This is a genomic window from Geodermatophilus ruber (genome assembly GCF_900114385.1).
Lineage (GTDB): Bacteria > Actinomycetota > Actinomycetes > Mycobacteriales > Geodermatophilaceae > Geodermatophilus > Geodermatophilus ruber.
Genome location: NZ_FOSW01000003.1, coordinates 143,728 through 159,970, shown reverse-complemented (window position 1 = coordinate 159,970; position 16,243 = coordinate 143,728). Strand labels below are relative to the sequence as shown.

The following is a 16,243-nucleotide window of genomic DNA, read 5'->3' as shown; positions in this document are numbered from 1 at the left end:
GTGGCACACCGTCCCGCCGACGCCGGGTCGCAGAACGCACTGCGGCGCGACGCGGCCCTCGTCGCCGCCGGCCAGCTCGCCGCCATCGCCAGCGCGTTCCTGCTGACGATCGCCGGCGCCCGGCTCCTCCCACCCGAGGACTTCGGCGCGCTGTCGTGGGCACTGAGCTGGCTGACCTTCCTCGCGGTGCTCGCCCAGTTCGGGCTGACCCAGGTCGCGACGATCGCGCTCGCCCGCGGCGACGCCCGGAGGCACACGGGCCTGCTGCGGCGGCTGCTCGTCGCCCAGGCCGTCGGGGTCGCGGTGGTGGGCGCGCTCTGGTGGGGCGGGGCCGGGCCGCTCGCCGCCGGGTCGGGCAGCCCCCCGGCGGCCTACCGTCCCCTGGTCATGCTCGTCGCCGCCTGGCTGCCGGTCGCCGCCGTCGGCCCCGTGCTGGTGAACGCGTTCCGCGCCCGCGGCAGCTTCGGCCTGTCGCTGATCTTCGGTGAGCACGTCCGCCGGGTCCTGCTCATCGGGCTGATCGTCGTCCTCGCCGCCGGCGCCGGCGCGGTCGCGTCGCTCGAGACGGCGCTGTGGTGGGCGGTGGCGCTGGAGAGCGCGGTCTACCTCGCCGGGATCCTCCTGCTGTTCGGGGTGGTGCGCAGCCGGGAGGCCGCGGAGTCCGGCTCCTCGCCCTGGCAGCTGCTGCGCTCGGGCGGCCCCTTCACGCTCGCGACCCTCGCCTCGGTCACCGTGCCGCAGGCGGGGATCTGGCTGCTCGCGGCCCTCGCGCCGGTCGACGAGGTGGCCGTGTTCTCCGTCGCGGTGCGCATCGCGGTGCTGTTCGCCGTCCCCGTCTCGATCGGCATGCGGACGCTGGCACCGCGGATCGCCGCCGCCTCCGCGTCCGGCCGGCTCCCGGACCTGGCCGAGCCCATCCGGCGGTCGGCCGTCTGGTCCACCGCCGTCACCGCGCCCGCCGTCCTCGCCCTCGCGGTGGCCGGCCCGCTGCTGGTCCCCGCCGTCTTCGGGGCCGACTACGCCGCCGCCCTGGTGCCCGCCCTCGTCATGTCCGCCGGCGTCCTGGTCAACGCCTGGACCGGGCCGTGCTCGGTGGTGCTCTCCCACGCCGGGCGTCAGCGGCTGGTCGCCGTCAGCGCACTGGTGTCCTCGGGAGCGTTCTTCGCGCTGGGGGTGTGGTGGGGGTCCACGGGCGGCGCGCTCGGCGTGGCCGCCGCCGCGGCGGTCGCGATGAGCGCCCGCAACCTGCACCTCGCGTGGGCGGCGGCCCGGACGCTGGGCATCCGCACGATCGCGCTACCTGCGCGGAAGGGACTCCCGTCGTGACCCCCCAGTTCCTGATCATCGGTGCCGCGCGGTCGGGGACGACGGCGCTGTACCAGCACCTGGTCGAGCACCCCCGGCTGTTCCTCACCGAGCCCAAGGAGCCGCACTACTACGCCCTGGCCGGGACGACGCCGGCGTTCACCGGCCCGGGCGACCGGCAGACCATCAACCGGCTCGCGGTCACCGACCCCGACGCCTACCGGGCCCTCTACCGCGGCGCCCGGCCGGACCAGGTGCGCGGCGAGGCGTCGGTCTCCACCATGTACTACCCGGAGGCGGTGGAACGGGTCCGGGCCGAGGCCCCGGACGCGCGGCTGGTCTGCATGCTCCGTGACCCGGTGGACCGCGCCTTCTCCGCGTACGGCTTCATGCGCACCCGGGGGTTCGAACCGTGCGACACCTTCGAGGAGGCGCTGGCCGACGAGGCCCGCCGGATCGAGGCCGGCTGGCACCACATCTGGCACTACACGGCGATGGGCCGGTACGGGGAACAGCTCGCCCACGTGCTCGACGTGTTCCCCCGCGAGCAGGTGCTGGTGCTGCGGCACGAGGACATGTCGGCCGACCCCGACGCCGCCCTGGCCCGGGTGCACGAGTTCCTCGGCGTGCCGGTGCTGCCGCACACCGTCGACCCCGACCCGCACCGGTCCGGGGAGCCGCGCAGCGCCCTGCTCAGCCGGCTGGTGAGCACCCCGCACCCGGCGAAGCGGTTCGCCGCCCCCCTCGTGCCGAAGGCGCTGCGCCGGCGGCTGCGGCGGGAGATCGTGCGGCGCAACATCGTGCGGAGCAGCTACCGGCCCGAGACCCGGGCGCAGCTGGTGGAGACCTTCCGCGCCGACCTGAACCTGCTCGAGCAGGTGACCGGCCTGGACGTCTCCGCCTGGCGCTCGCCGGAGCGCGCGGCGTCGGGGCGGCCGTGAGCCGCCCCGGCGGGCGGCTGGTCATGACCGTCCGGCTCCCCGACCGCACCGGGGCGGCCAAGATGGCGCTGGGCTACGCGCGGGCGCTGCGGGAGGCGGGGCACGAGCTCACGCTCGTCCACGGCGCCGTCCCGGCGGGCGTGCCGAGCATCCTCCCCGACTTCACCGCGATCGGTGCCGACACCGTGCTGGAGCCGCGGCTCGAACGGCCGTGGGATCCCCGGCTCGTCCCGGCCCTGGCGGCCCTGGTGCGCCGGGACGCCGGGCGCGCGGTCATCGGCGTCAACCAGCGCGACCGGGCCCCGGCCCTGCTCGCCGCCGCCCGCGCCGGCGTCCCCGGCGTCCTCATGGTGCAGAACCAGCACCACTTCTGGGGTCCGCGGCCGCTGGCGGCGCTCAAGCGCCGCGGCTACCGGACCGTGGTGGCCCGGGCTACCACGCTGGCCGTCTGCACCTCCACCGTCGTGCAGGATGAGATGACGGCCTTCGGCGTCCCGCTCGAGCGCACGGTCGTGCTGCCCAACGGCATCTCGGTGACCCCGCCGGTCGAGCCGGCCGGCGCCGAGCGGGCCCGGCTGCGCGCCGAGATGGGCGCCGCCGAGGGCGACGTGCTGCTGCTCAACGTCGGCCGGCTGGACCCGCAGAAGGGGCAGGACCTGCTCCTGGAGGCGCTGGCCGGCCTCGACGCGCCGGTGCACGTCGCGCTGGCCGGCTCCGCCGGGGACTCGGTCGGCGCGCGGCGGACCGCGGAGTACGAGGCCTCCCTCCACCGCCGGGTGCGGGAGCTGGGCCTGGACCGCACCGTCACCTTCCTCGGCTGGCGCGACGACGTCGCCCGGCTGCTGGCCGCCGCCGACGGATACGTGCACACCGCCCGCTGGGAGGGGCCCGCGCTGCCGCTCGCCGTCATGGAGGCCATGGCCGCCGGCTGCCCGACCGTCTTCACCGACTGCTCGGGCCGGCCCCCGGTGTTCGAGGAGCCGCGACACGGGCTGCTGGCCCGCAGCGGGGACCCGGCGTCGATCCGGGAGCGCCTCGCCGAGCTGGTCGCCCTGCCCCCGGCCGAGCGCGCGGCCATGGGCGCCGACGGCGCCGCGCTGATCCGCGCGCACTACCGGGTGGAGGACCTCGGGCGCACCTTCGCCGGGCTCATCGCCGACGTGCTGCAGCGCTCCGGCGGGGTCGCGGCCCCCCGTTGAGCCGGCGCCGCCGGGCACGGGCGACCAGCTCCTCGTAGAGCTCGACGTGGGCCTGCACCATCCGCTCGGGGGCGAAGCGCTCGAGCAGGCGGCGTCGCCCGGCCGCCCCGAGGCGCGCGGCCAGCTGCGGGTCGGTCAGCACGCGGACGAGGTCCCGGGCGAGGTCGTCCTCCGCGCCGGGCGGCGACAGCAGCCCGGTCTCCCCGTGGACGACGACCTCCGGGATGCCACCCACGGCGTAGCCGACGACCGGCTTGGCCGCCGCCATCGCCTCCAGGTTGACGATGCCGAACGCCTCCCAGCGCGAGGGCAGCGCCAGGACGTCGATCGCCCGGAGGACGTCGCCCAGGTCGTGCCGCCAGCCGGTGAAGTGCACGCGCCCGGCGATCCCGAGCTCGACCGCCAGCCGCTCCATCCCGGCCCGGCGGGTGCCGTCGCCGACCACCACGACGTGGGCCCGCGGCACGTGGGCGGTCACCGGGACCGCGGCGCGGACCAGCGCGTCGACGCCCTTCTGGTCCTCGACCCGGCCGATGAGGGCGATCAGCAGCGCGTCGGGCGGGAGACCGAGCTCGGACCGCAGGCGGTCCCGCTCGGCCGCCGTGCCGTCGCGGACCGCCATGCGGCTGGCGTTGGGGATGACGGTGACCCGCCCGGGCCGCAGGACCCGCCACCGGAGCCCGAGGTCGCGCATGAAGACCGATCCGACGACGGTGTGCGTGGTCACCAGGTCCAGCGCCCGCTCGACGAGCCGGAAGAGGGTGCGCATCGGCTGCCGCACGGCGTCGTGGCCGGCGAAGGCGTGCACCATGTGCAGCCGCACCGGCGTCCGGCAGCTCCAGGCCGCGACCCGGCCCATCGCGCCGGCCACCGACGTGTGCGTGTGGACGACGTCGTACCGGTGGCGGCGGATGTCGGCGCGCAGCCGCCCGAACTGGCGGAGCAGCTCCCACGGGCTGTCGGGCGACGCCTGCTTGAAGTGGCCCGCCCCGTGGGAGGGGGCGAAGTCGAGGACGCGCAGACCGGTCGCCCGGATCTCGTCGTCCAGCGGGCCACCGCCGGAGAGCGCGACGGTGACCTCGAACCGGTCGGCCGGCAACAGCGACGACAGCTGGAGCAGGTGCTCGGCCGATCCCCCGACCGTGATGCCGATGACCTGCAGCACCCGCACCCGCTCCGTCACGCGCCGGCTCCCCCGGCGCGCACGCTGGGCCAGCAGGACAGGTCGCGGCCGACGACCCGCTGGAGGTCCCGCAGGTCGCCGGCGAAGGACTCGGCGAGGCGCCGGCGGGTCGCGGGGTCGACGGTCTCCTGCCGCAGGTTGGCCGACCGGATGCGCTCCCGGGAGCGCTCGGGCACCAGCCGCTTGACCAGCCGGCGGGCGGCCGGCGAGCGCCGCAGCAGGTCCAGGGCGCCCGCGACCGCCTGGCTGCGCGGGACGCCGCCCTCGTTGACCGGGCGCGCCGCGTCGATCGGCACGTCCGGGTCGACGTCCAGGAACGCCAGGACCCGGCGCAGCTGACCCGCGGGGTCGGCGGCGAACTCCTCCTGGATCACCACGAGCAGACGCTCCCCGAACGCCGCCGCGAAGGGCGCCAGCTGCTCCCCGTAGCGGCTGAGGCGGGCGAGCTGCCACATGTGGCTCCAGCCCGCCCGGGTGCGCTCCTCCTCTGCGGCGAGGCACTCCTCGAACGTCCCCGCGTCGTGGCCCCGCGAGCGCAGGTACTGCCAGCTGGAGAAGGCGCGGTCCACTGGGTCACGGAGCAGGACCACCAGCCGGCAGCCGGGGGCGCACAGCCGGCGGATCGCCGGGATCGACGCCTTCGGGTAACACAGCGTGCTGACCGACCCCTCGCCGCGGCGGCGCTCCGGCCGGCCGGCGAACAGTCCCCGCCACGCCTGCTCGCCCCGCACCGCGTTGCGGTTGATCAGGTCCGCCCCGGGCCCGACGAACCGGGGCCCGCCTTCGGGGAAGGCGAGGAAGTGCGGCTCCTTGGGGTCGGTCACGAAGACGTCCGGGTGCTCCCCCAGGAAGGAGGCGAGGGCGGTCGTCCCGCTCCGGGCCGCCCCGATGACCAGGAAGTTCGGGGCGTCGCTCACCGGCCGGATGCTACCGGCGGCAGCTGCCGGCCCCGGCGCAGCGACGCCCCACGATTGGGGGGAGCCCGGACCCACGCGCGGGAGTGTGGCGATCTCCGGCGGACGACGAACCTCTCCCTACACACGACAGGCGGGGGTTCGAACATGATCGACGTCGGGGGACGGCAGGTCCGGGAGCTTCTCGATCCCGAGGCGGTCCGGCACGTGCTGGACGGTTCGGTGCGCACCGCGCCGCGTCCGGACGCCGCCGCACCGCACCTTCCCGGCGCCGAGCCGCGCGAGTACCAGGGTGCCTCCCGCGCCCTGCTCATGGCGCTGGACGCCGTCGCCCTGGCGCTGCCCACCGTGTGGCTGGGCACCGCCGCCACCCACGTGGCCCTGCTTCTCGTCGGCACCCTCGCCGTGCTCGCCGCGTTCGGCTCGCACCGGCCGCGGATCTCGCTGTCCGCCCTGGACGAGGCGCCGCGTCACCTCACCCGGCTCGCTCTCGGTCTCCTGCTGGTCGCTCCCGTCGCCCACGCCGGCGGTGCCGACCTGGCGCTGGCCGTGCACGTGCTCTGGGCCCTCCCCTGCTTCGTGGCCGGCCGCAGCCTGGGCTACGCCCTGGTCCGCGGCGCGCGCCGGCGCCGGCTCGTGGGCTCCCCCACCCTCGTCCTCGGCGGCGGCCGGCTGGGGATGGACCTGCTGACCACCCTGGACGAGCACCCCGAGTACGGCCTGCGCGGCATCGGCTTCCTCAGCAGCGGGTCCCCGCTGGACGAGCGGGAACCCCTGGGCCGGATGGAGGACCTCGCCCTGGTCCTCGACACCTACGGCGTCCGCAAGGTCGTCGTCGCCTACGGGCCGACCCGGGAGGCCGAGCTCGTCGGCCTGGTGCGCACCGCCGCCGAGCGCGACATCGAGGTCTACATCGTCCCCCGGTTCTTCGACGTCGGGCTGTCCCCCAACGGCCCCGACGTCGAGGACCTCTGGGGCATCCCGCTGCACCGGGTGCGCCGGGCCGCCCTGCGCCGCGGCGTGTGGCGGGTCAAGCGGCTCATCGACGTCGTCGTGTCCGGGGCAGCCCTGACGCTGCTCGCGCCGCTCATGGGCCTGCTCGCCCTCGCGGTGCGGATCAGCAGCCCGGGGCCGATCCTCTTCCGCCAGCCGCGGACCGGCCACGACGGCGAGGAGATCTCGATCCTCAAGTTCCGCACCCTGCGGCCGGCCGGTCCCGGGACGGACGCCGGCGCGACGACGGGCTCGACCCGCAGCACCATGCACGCCCGCCAGATCGACGTCGAGTGCCGGCAGACCCGGATCGGGAACCTGCTGCGCCGGACCAGCCTCGACGAGCTGCCGCAGCTGTGGAACATCCTGCGCGGCGACATGTCCCTGGTGGGGCCCCGGCCGGAGGAGCGCCGGTACGCCGCGCAGTTCGCCGACTCCGTGTACGGCTACCGGGACCGCCACCGGCTGGCGGTCGGCCTCACCGGCTGGGCGCAGATCCACGGCTTGCGCGGCGACACATCGATCGAGGAGCGCGCCCGGTTCGACAACTCGTACATCGAGCACTGGTCGCTCTGGCGCGACATCGTCATCCTGATCCGCACCGCCGCCGCCGTGCACCGGCAGGCGTTCACCGCCGTCCGGTCCGCCGCCCGCTGAGCCAGCCCGCGGGGCACCCCTCCCCGCACGAACCGCACCGGCCCCCGGCCGGCGCCTGCCCCGAAACGAGAGCCCCGATGTCCGACCGCTCCCCCAGCCCCGGCCGCGCCGCCCGACGCCTGCCCGGCGGCCCCGCGCTGAGCCGGCGCAACCTGTTCTTCCTGGGCGCGACGGGACTGGCCGCGGTGCCGCTGTTCGGCGCCGGGGGCCTGACGCCGGCGTCCCCGGCCGGCGGGCTGCGCCCGCTGGGCGCCGAGAACGACGTCCTGGACCTCCGGGACTTCGGCGCCAAGGGGGACGGCGTCCGGGACGACACCCGCGCGGTCCAGCGGCTCATCGACGCCTCGGCGCGGCGCGGGCAGGTGGGCCTGGTCCCCCGGGGCACCTACCGGATCACCGCCAGCCTGCTCGTGCCGGCCGGGGCGAGGCTGTCCCTGAACCGGGGCGCCCGCCTGCTGAAGGACTGGGCCGCGCCGGTCGGACTGCAGGACGCCCTGCTGCGCAACGCCGACCTGTCCCAGCCGATCAGCGGCGTGCAGATCACCGGGCCCGGGACGATCGGCGCCCGGGACCACAGCAGGACCGGCGTCGTGATCGGCCTCTACGGCCACGACGTGCTGCTGCGCGGCTTCACCATCGACACCTACGCCGGCGGGCAGGCGATCATGTACGCCGGCGACCGGGGGCGGGTGGACCAGGTCACCATCCGGAACAGCGCCGAGGAGACCGGCACCGGCGGCATCCGGGTGTTCGGGGGCAACGACTTCCTCGGCACGGACTGCCACGTGGAGTCCGGCGACGACTGCTTCCAGTTCGTGCCGATCGGCAACCCGCAGGCCGAGCCGAGCCTCTACAACCAGAGCATCGCGCGAGGCCGGTTCGTCGGGTGCACCGGGACCAGCACGGTGAGCCGGTTCATGGTCGCGCTGCTGGAGTTCACCGGCGGCGAGCCCGGCACGACCGACATGGACGCCTCGGTGACCGACTGCTCGTTCGAGCAGTGCAGCGGCCGGGCGACCAACCGGGGCATCGTGGTCAAGAACAGCCACAGCACGGGCAGCATCGAGCGGCTCGCCTTCACCGACTGCACGGTCGACATGGCCCGCGCCGCCGACGCGTCGGCGCAGGAGATCCGCATCCAGACCGACGCCACCACCGGCGGGGCCATCCGCGGGGTCACGTTCACCCGGACCAACATCACCAACCCGGTGAACAGCACCCTGCGGGTCGGCGGACCCCACATCAGCGGCCTCACCTTCGACACCTGCGACTTCGTCGCCCCGTCGGGAGCCGCTCCCCTCGTCGCCGTCGTGGACGCCGCCTCCGACGTCACGTTCCGCGGGTGCTCGTTCAGCGGCACCCAGGAGAGCGGCACCGGAGCGGGTGCGAGCAAGCGGGTGCTCGTGGCCGGCCCCACCGCCCCGGTGACCGGCCTGGTCGTCGAGCGGAGCCGCTTCACCGGCATCGGGAACACGTTCTTCGGCGTCGACGTCCTGTCCGCCACCGGTGCCACGATCACCGGGTCGACCTTCACGGCCCTCGCCGGGGCGGCGACCGCCCGCGCCGTCCGGGTGTCCCCGGAGGCCACGAACGTGGTCATCGAGGGCAACGACTTCACCGGCATCGCCCACGCCGCGCCGGTCGCGGATCGCGGCGTGGGCACGGTGGTGGCGGCCAACACCGGCGCCTGACCGGTCCTGACGCTACGTAGCCGGATCGGGCGTCGCCCGACACGGCTCACGCGGTGCAGCCGCGCCGTGCCCCTGGATTGGCGGACGGGCCCGTTCCGCCGCAACGCCGACTTCGCCGTGCGCGCGACCGGGGTGCGGATCACCGGCCCGGGGGGGCCGGCGGCATGAGCGCCTCCGTCGGCGACTGCAGCTTCAGCAACTGCCGCGGGTCGGCCCCCAACCGGGGCATCGTCAAGAACACGCCCAGCCGCGGCACCATCCAGAACGACCGCGGGGCTGACCGCGCGGCGCCTGGACGTCGTCCGGGCCCTGTCCGGGCGCCCCGGACCCTTGGCGTCGCACCGGTCGGACGCGTCCCCTCACCGCGAGCAACTGCGCCCTGACCTGCAGCGATGTCACTCGATCGGTCCCCCCAGATTGAGGGTCCCCCGCTCCCCCCTCGCTGCGGCTGTGACGTCTGCGGCCCGACCAGGAGTCTCTTCCCCAACGTCCCGGGGAAAAGGTCGAGGGAGCCGCTTCAATGGAAACGCCCAACGTCAGTCGACGCGACGTCCTCAAGCTGTCGGTGGCAGGAACGGCAGCAGCCGCCCTCCCGCTGCAGGGGGTCCTGTCGGCGGCGACGGCGTCCGCACTGCCGGCGAGCAAGATGCCGCAGCCCTACACCGCGGCCTTCAAGGCCCCGCCGGTGCTCGAGCCGGTCGTGACGGACGACGTCCGCAGCAACGTCTTCGGGCACGTGCCCGACGACTACGTCCCCACGGCCGGCATTCCTCACTACCCGGGCCAGCCGATCACGGGCTCCGCGTACCTGGGCACCGACTACTACCGGATCACCCAGACCAACGTGCAGGTCCAGATGATCCCTGGCATGTGGACCAAGATGTGGAGCTACAACCGGTCCGTCCCGGGGCCGACCATCCGGTCCTACCTGCAGCCCGACCCCGACAACCCCGGCAAGAAGATCGCCCGGCGGACGGTCATGCAGGTGCTCAACGAGCTGCCCAAGCGCCACCCCACGCTGGGCTATGTCCCCTGGACCTCGACCCACCTGCACGGCTCGCCGTCCAAGCCGCAGTTCGACGGCTACGCCGGCGACCTGACCCAGCCGGGTGAATGGAAGAACTACCAATACCCGAACAACTGCACGCCGCGGACGCTCTGGTACCACGACCACGGCGTCCACCACACCGCGCAGAACGTCTACATGGGCCTGGCCGCCCAGTACCACCTGGTGGACGAGGAGCTGGAGATCGGCCTGGGGATCCCGCGCTGGGACCGGCAGAAGGCCGCCGAGGGCAAGCCGCAGTACGAGTTCCCGCTGATCCTCAGCGACGTCATGTTCACCGCGGACGGTCAGCTGCAGTGGAACGACGACGGTGCGTCCGGGGTCTACGGCGACGTGATCCTGGTCAACGGCGTGCCGTGGCCGAACATGAAGGTCGAGCCACGCAAGTACCGCTTCCGGGTGCTCAACGGCTCACTCTCCCGCGGCTACCGGCTCCGGCTGAGCAACAACATGCCCTTCAAGGTGATCGCCACCGACGGCGGCTTCATGCAGTTCGCCCAGCAGGTCACGACCTTCACGATCGGCATGGCCGAGCGCTACGAGATCATCATCGATTTCAAGGATCTCAAGGGCACCAAGGTCCAGCTGGTCAACGACGGCGTCCTCAACGCCCGGGATTTCGACCACACCGGCAAGGTGATGCAGTTCGAGGTCGGCACCCGGGTGACGAGCACCGACGGCAACCAGTGGCCGAGCACCCTGGGCGACCCCCACCCGGTGATGACGCTCAAGGCCACCGACCGCGCGGCGGTCCGCAGCATGCGGCTGCACCGCAGCAACGACCTGTGGAAGATCAACGACACGACGTGGGACGACGTCGTCAAGTCCAACTACCAGAACGTGTTCGCCACCGTGGCGCGCGACTCGATCGAGGTCTGGGACGTCGAGAACTCGTCGGGCGGCTGGTTCCATCCGCTGCACATCCACCTGGTCGACTTCCGGGTGCTCAGCCGCAACGGGAACCCGCCCCGGCCCGAGGAGCGCGGCCCCAAGGACGTCGTCTACGTCGGCGAGAACGAGACCGTCCGCCTGCTCATGCGCTTCGAGCACGAGGACGGGCGCTACATGATCCACTGCCACAACCTGTCGCACGAGGACCACGACATGATGTTCCAGTACCAGGTGGGGCATCACGACATCGACTGCGACTCGATCAACAGCGACCCGCCGCAGCCGCTGCCGGCGCCGGAGCTGGTCCCCCAGCAGCCGCCTGCCGCCGAGCTGCCGGCTCCTGAGCCCCCCGAGACCGAGACGGGCACGGACACCTCCACGTCCGGCACGGACGCCACGACGACGACCGCGCCCACGGACGCGCCGACCACGGCGCCCGCGTCCGACGCACCGGCAGGAGCCACCGCCGGAGCCTGACCCCACCGACCTCAGCCCCGGCGCAGCCACCGGCCGCTCCGGGGCTGAGCCGTGCCGTGCCGGAGGTCGCACCGAGGCCCCGGTCCGGGCGTCCGCGCAGGTCGTTCCCCGGGATTGGGGGTCGGTGTGCCCCCATCGAGCGGCTGCCTACGAGCGGTCCCGGTGACGAGGGTCGTGCGGTGACGAGCCGTTTCACAAGGGGAGGAACAACGGAGATGAGTGACCCACAGCACGGACCCGGCGGCCGGCGGAGGCGGGCCCTCTCGGGCTGGGCCCGGCGACTGGTGGTCCCCGTCGCCGCCCTGGCCCTGCTCCCCATGGCGCTGGCACCCACGTCGCAGGCGGCGACGGAGGTCACCGTGAAGAACCCGGGCGGTCTCGCGCAGGCCGGGCCGGTGAACCCGGCGCACGGGTTCCCGGCCTGGTACGAGGACAGCACCGGACGGCGGCTGGAGGCCTGCATCGACCACCAGGACCCGCTGTGCGGCATCCCGGTGGCCGAGGTGCCCAACCCGTCGGCTCCGGTCGCGTTCCCGAGCAACTGGCCGGCCGAGTTCTTCTACCAGCTCGTCGAGGCCGACGTGACGCTGCGCGGTGGCGGCACGGCCACGCTCGTCCTCGGCCTCGAGGGTGCGTGGCTCAACGAGGTGGTCAACCCCGGCGACCAGACCGTCTTCGCCCGGGTCCGGGTGGACGTGAAGGGCGGCGCCCCGGGTACCACCTACCGGTTCAAGCATCCCTTCGGTGAGCTGACGGTCGACACGGACGGGACCGGCCGCGGCCGGTTCGTCCAGGACGTCTCGCCCGCGCTGAACAACTTCGACACGCCGCTCGCCGGCAACTTCGGCCCGTTCCTGCGCTGGCGGCCGGGCGTGCTGCCCAACCCGCCGGCCGGCTACGTCGGCGACCCGAACGTGCTGCACCAGGTGGCCGGCAGCCCGACGAACTTCAACCGGTTCACCGCCTGGCAGGGCACCCTGCAGGAGGGCACCACCGACCTGTTCAGCATCTCCGGCAAGATCGCCACCAACACCGGCCTGACCGTCGACACGGCCCGGGTCAACGGCGGCTTCCTCGACGTGTTCGCCACCAGCAAGGGCACGCAGCTGGAGCTGACCGGCCAGGACGGGCGCTTCGCGACCACCGCGATGCTGAACGACCCGGGCAGCGAGCGGTTCTACGCCCGCATCGCGCTGCAGTCCGGCGCGGCCCTGCCGACGGAGATCACCGTGCGCAACCTCGGTGACAACCCGGTCAGCAGCAAGACCTACAAGATCAGTGGCGTCACGGTGAACCAGGCCGGCTACGACGGCACGAACCTCACCGTGGCGGCCACGGCCATCGCCCCGGCCACCTACCCCCTCGAGGTCGTGGGCTTCAAGGACGCCACCGGCGCCGCGTTGAAGCTGACGTCGGCCGACCCGGTGACCATCCCCGTCCTCGCGCCGCCGGCGACGGTGACCGTCAAGGACGCCGCCGGTACCACCGCCAGCCTCCCGGTGACCATCCTCGGTGGCGCGGCCACCCCCGCCGGCCCGCCGACCGGTGGGGGCACCCCGCCCGACCCGGCCGCGCTGCCCGGCGCCCCGACGGGTGTCCAGGTCACGGCCGGCGACGGGCAGGCGGGCGCCACCTGGGTCGCACCCGCCAGCACCGGCACCTCGCCGCTGCTCCGGTACCTGGTGACGGCCACCGACGCAGCCGGCGTCGTCTACCGGGCGACGGCCGCACCGGATGCCACCCAGGCGGCGGTGGACGGCCTGGTGAACGGACAGCGGTACACCGTCCGGGTCCGGGCGGTGAACAGCTCCGGGGCGGGACCGTCGTCCGCGCCGCTGACCGTCACCCCGGTGGCGCCGTGACCCACGAGGTCCGGCAGGTACGCCCCGGCGCGGGGTGAGATCCGAGATCCCCGGACCACACCCCCACTGAAACAGATCGAGGGCCCGTCACCAGCCGGTGGCGGGCCCTCGACGCATCCGGACAGGGGCAACGTTCTCCAGGCCCATCCGCCCGGATCTGCGCCCATCCGCCCGGATCTGCGAGCGTCGTGGAGTGCGTGGCGTACCCGCCGATCCGATGAGGGTTGCCTGTCACCGAACATGTAGAACGGCGGCATGACCACCGAGGCGCCGGTGCTGCTCGCCCTGGACCTCCTCGGCACGTTCGCCTTCGCCCTCAACGGCGCGCTGACCGCGTTGCGAGTGGCCCGGCTGGACATCGTGGGCGTCGTCACCCTCGGCATGATCACCGCGCTCGGCGGCGGGATCATCCGCGATGTCATGCTCGACAGCCTGCCGCCGGCCACGTTCAGCGACTGGCGCTACCTGGCCGTGGCGGCCGGCGGCGGCCTGATCGCCTTCGTCTTCGGCCGCCACCTGGACCGGCTGAACTCGTCCATCACCGTGCTGGACGCTGCGGGCCTGAGCCTGTTCGCGGTCACCGGGGCCGGCAAGGCGCTCGCCCTGGGCCTGGGCCCGGCGCAGGCGGTCATCCTCGGCGCGGTCACCGGCGTGGGAGGCGGCACGCTGCGCGACGTCCTGGTCCGGCAGATCCCCTCCGTGCTGAGCAGCGGGCTCTACGCCATCCCCGCTCTGGTGGGCGCCACGGCCACCGTCGTGGTCACCCTGCTCGGCGTCTACGGCCTCCCGACAGCGATCGGCGCGGCCGCGCTGTGCTTCGGCATCCGCATGGTGGGCGTCCACTTCGGTCTCAACGCGCCGATGCCCCGAGCGGCCCCCGGGCCAGGATCGGACGACGGCTGACCGCGCTGCACACAGGTGGCTAGGCGGCCAGACCGGGATGTCCGGGCGATCCGGCCGGCCGCCTCGGCCGCGTCGTAGACCTCGGCGTCGGTGCCGCCGAGGAACCAGTAGGTGTGGGGCACGACGGGTGGGCCCCCGCCGCCGCCGCCGTCACCGACGTCCGTGGCCAGACCAGCTGGTCGCCCGCGCCGGCTCCGGCGGTCAGGACTGTGCGGCGTCCAGGGCTGCCGCCACGCGGCGGTGCGCTTCCCAGATCGCCTCGGGCAGCCCGCCGAACTGGGCCAGGTGCTCCTCCCGGTGCTCCATCTCCTGCCGCCACCGCGCGACGTCGATGCCGAGGAGCCGGTCCAGGTCCTCCGGGCGCACGTCCATCCCGGCCAGGTCCAGCTCCTCCCGGGTGGGGACGATCCCGACCGGCGTCCTGATGCCGGTGACCTCGCCGTTCTTCAGCTTCATCAGCCACAGCAGGGCACGCAGGTTGTCGCGGTACCCCGGCCACAGGAAGCGGCCGTCCTCCGCATCCCGCTGGAACCAGTTGACGTGCGCGAACAGCGGCTTCGAGGTCGCGGCGCCGATGATCGCCAGCCAGTGCGCGGCGTAGGCACCCTCGGCGTAGGACAGGAACGGCCGCATCGACATGGGGTCGTAGCGCAGCTGCCCCTCCACCCCCTCCGCCGCGAAGGTCGCCTCGGCGCCAAGGGTGAGGCCGTCGTAGACGCCTTCGGCCACGTCGGTGACGGCCCGGATCAGCGGCTCGCGGTCGCGGGTGCGGCCGCCGAAGATGATGGCGTCGATCGGGACGCCCTGCGCCTTGTCGAAGTCGGGCGCGATGTTCGGCACCTTGGCGAGGGTGGTGGTGAATCGGCTGTTCGGGTGGGCCCACGGGGCGTCCTTGCCGTCCGCCGGTCGCTCGGAGATCAGCTGCCCGGTCCAGTCGCGCCAGCCCGTGGTGTCGGCCGGCGGCTCGGGCGTCTTGCCCTCCCACCAGACGTCCCCGGTGTTCTCGTTGTAGGCCACGTTGGTGAAGATCGTGCCGGTGTCGGGGCCGATGGCGTCCACCGCGGTCGGGTTGGTGGCCTCGTTGGTGTCCTTCGCGACGCCGAAGACGCCGAACTCCGGGTTGATCGCGTAGATCCGTCCGTCCTCCGGGTCCACGCGTAGCCAGGCGATGTCGTCGCCGTAGAACTCCACGTGGTAGCGGTCCCCGAGGGCGTCCGGGGCCAGCATCATCGCGAGGTTGGTCTTGCCCGACGCGCTCGGGAAGCCGCCGCAGATGTGGTATGTGCCGCCGGTCTCCCTGTCGGTGATCCCGAGGAGCATGAACTGCTCGGCCAGGAACTGCCCCGACCGCCAGCCGTCGTAGGACGCCTGGCGCAGGCCGTGGGCGATCTTGCCCAGCAGCGCGTTGCCGCCGTAGGAGGAGCCGTAGTGCAGGATCGTGCGCTCGTCGGCGACGGTGACGAAGTAGCGCTGGTCGTCCGGCGTGCCCTGGCCGAGGGTCTCCAGGTCACCGGTGACGTGCACGCCGCGGACGAAGCTGGCGGGGTCGGCGAGGTCGTTGATGTGCTCCACCCCGACCCGTGCCATGCGGATCATGTGCAGGACCACGGTGCGGCAGTCGGTGAGCTCGACGCCGGCCGCATAGGCCTCGAGCGGGGAGCCGGGCGGCGCCATCAGGTAGGGGACGACGTACATCGTCTTGCCCGCCGACGCGCCCCGCATCCGCTCCTCGAGCAGGGGCCGCATCTCCGCGGCGGGGCGCCAGTTGTTGTAGACCCCTGCGTCGGCCGGGTCGCTCGTGGCGACGACGGTGCGTTCCTCGGATCGAGCGGTGTCCTTGACGTAGCTGCGTGAGTAGTAGCGCCCCTCCCCTGCGGGCAGGAGCTCCCCGGCGTCGAGCGCCTCGCGCAGCAGGCGCGGATCGTCGGAAGCGTTGATCACCTCGATCCGCTCGGCGCCGGTCAGTGCGGCCCAGTGCCGCACGAAGTCCTGGACGTGACTGTTCTCCAGGCCCGCTTCGTGGAGCACGACATCGACGTCGATCACGACTCACCCTCTTCGTTCGGCGGTGGGGGACGGTACAGCGGCCGGGATGGCCCCGACCACGTTCATGTGGGCCTGGATGGGCACCGTCCCGGCTGATGCGCGCGACATGTCCCTG

The 16,243-nt window shown here is 73.7% G+C and carries 11 protein-coding genes; 8 read left to right on the top strand and 3 right to left on the bottom strand.

All coding sequences use genetic code 11. From position 1 onward, the window contains the following. From BMZ50_RS24975 to BMZ50_RS05870, 3 genes are read left to right on the top strand one after another with little or no spacing between them, the layout of a single operon-like run. Positions 1–1,326, top strand: a complete 1,326-nt coding sequence (locus BMZ50_RS24975) for a lipopolysaccharide biosynthesis protein (RefSeq protein WP_177212665.1) — start codon at positions 1–3, stop codon at positions 1,324–1,326. After that, complete coding sequence (locus tag BMZ50_RS24040; RefSeq protein ID WP_177212664.1) at positions 1,323–2,246, top strand: sulfotransferase family protein; 924 nt, start codon at positions 1,323–1,325, stop codon at positions 2,244–2,246. Before BMZ50_RS24975 ends, BMZ50_RS24040 begins: the two co-directional genes overlap by 4 nt. Next, complete coding sequence (locus tag BMZ50_RS05870) at positions 2,243–3,445, top strand: glycosyltransferase family 4 protein (protein ID WP_091322241.1); 1,203 nt, start codon at positions 2,243–2,245, stop codon at positions 3,443–3,445. Before BMZ50_RS24040 ends, BMZ50_RS05870 begins: the two co-directional genes overlap by 4 nt. Here the strand turns inward: BMZ50_RS05870 and BMZ50_RS23615 are convergent. Continuing rightward, positions 3,396–4,628, bottom strand: coding sequence for a glycosyltransferase family 4 protein (locus BMZ50_RS23615; RefSeq protein ID WP_177212663.1), 1,233 nt, complete (start codon positions 4,626–4,628; stop codon positions 3,396–3,398). The two genes, BMZ50_RS05870 and BMZ50_RS23615, sit on opposite strands and share 50 nt — an antisense overlap. Further along, positions 4,625–5,545, bottom strand: a complete 921-nt coding sequence (locus tag BMZ50_RS05860; RefSeq protein ID WP_143087093.1) for a sulfotransferase family protein — start codon at positions 5,543–5,545, stop codon at positions 4,625–4,627. The genes BMZ50_RS23615 and BMZ50_RS05860 overlap by 4 nt, the downstream gene beginning before the upstream one ends. Positions 5,546–5,689: 144 nt before the next feature. On the opposite strand from BMZ50_RS05860, the gene BMZ50_RS05855 reads away from it, so the two are divergent. The 5 genes from BMZ50_RS05855 to BMZ50_RS05835 all read left to right on the top strand — a co-directional run bounded on the left by BMZ50_RS05855 (position 5,690) and on the right by BMZ50_RS05835 (position 14,082). Next, positions 5,690–7,192, top strand: coding sequence for a sugar transferase (locus BMZ50_RS05855; RefSeq protein WP_091322236.1), 1,503 nt, complete (start codon positions 5,690–5,692; stop codon positions 7,190–7,192). A 77-nt stretch (positions 7,193–7,269) separates the two neighbouring features. Continuing rightward, positions 7,270–8,883: a glycosyl hydrolase family 28-related protein gene (locus tag BMZ50_RS05850; protein WP_091322234.1), complete on the top strand. Its 1,614-nt coding sequence runs from the start codon at positions 7,270–7,272 to the stop codon at positions 8,881–8,883. Between the two features lie 520 nt (positions 8,884–9,403). After that, a complete protein-coding gene (locus tag BMZ50_RS05845) occupies positions 9,404–11,317 on the top strand; it encodes a multicopper oxidase family protein (RefSeq protein WP_177212662.1) in 1,914 nt (637 codons plus the stop codon). A gap of 215 nt (positions 11,318–11,532) precedes the next feature. Next, complete coding sequence (locus tag BMZ50_RS05840; RefSeq protein ID WP_143087092.1) at positions 11,533–13,179, top strand: fibronectin type III domain-containing protein; 1,647 nt, start codon at positions 11,533–11,535, stop codon at positions 13,177–13,179. A 255-nt stretch (positions 13,180–13,434) separates the two neighbouring features. Beyond that, positions 13,435–14,082, top strand: a complete 648-nt coding sequence (locus BMZ50_RS05835; RefSeq protein WP_091322231.1) for a trimeric intracellular cation channel family protein — start codon at positions 13,435–13,437, stop codon at positions 14,080–14,082. A gap of 201 nt (positions 14,083–14,283) precedes the next feature. Here BMZ50_RS05835 and BMZ50_RS05830 read toward each other — a convergent pair whose 3' ends face one another. Continuing rightward, positions 14,284–16,128, bottom strand: a complete 1,845-nt coding sequence (locus BMZ50_RS05830) for a phosphoenolpyruvate carboxykinase (GTP) (protein ID WP_091322229.1) — start codon at positions 16,126–16,128, stop codon at positions 14,284–14,286. Positions 16,129–16,243 lie beyond the last annotated feature (115 nt).

Excerpts from the sequence above, each read along its gene's own strand:
- BMZ50_RS05840 (WP_143087092.1), top strand. The coding sequence starts at position 11,533 with ATGAGTGACCCACAGCACGGACCCGGCGGCCGGCGGAGGCGGGCCCTC.
- BMZ50_RS05835 (WP_091322231.1), top strand. The coding sequence starts at position 13,435 with ATGACCACCGAGGCGCCGGTGCTGCTCGCCCTGGACCTCCTCGGCACG.
- BMZ50_RS05845 (WP_177212662.1), top strand. The coding sequence starts at position 9,404 with ATGGAAACGCCCAACGTCAGTCGACGCGACGTCCTCAAGCTGTCGGTG.
- BMZ50_RS05850 (WP_091322234.1), top strand. The coding sequence starts at position 7,270 with ATGTCCGACCGCTCCCCCAGCCCCGGCCGCGCCGCCCGACGCCTGCCC.
- BMZ50_RS05855 (WP_091322236.1), top strand. The coding sequence starts at position 5,690 with ATGATCGACGTCGGGGGACGGCAGGTCCGGGAGCTTCTCGATCCCGAG.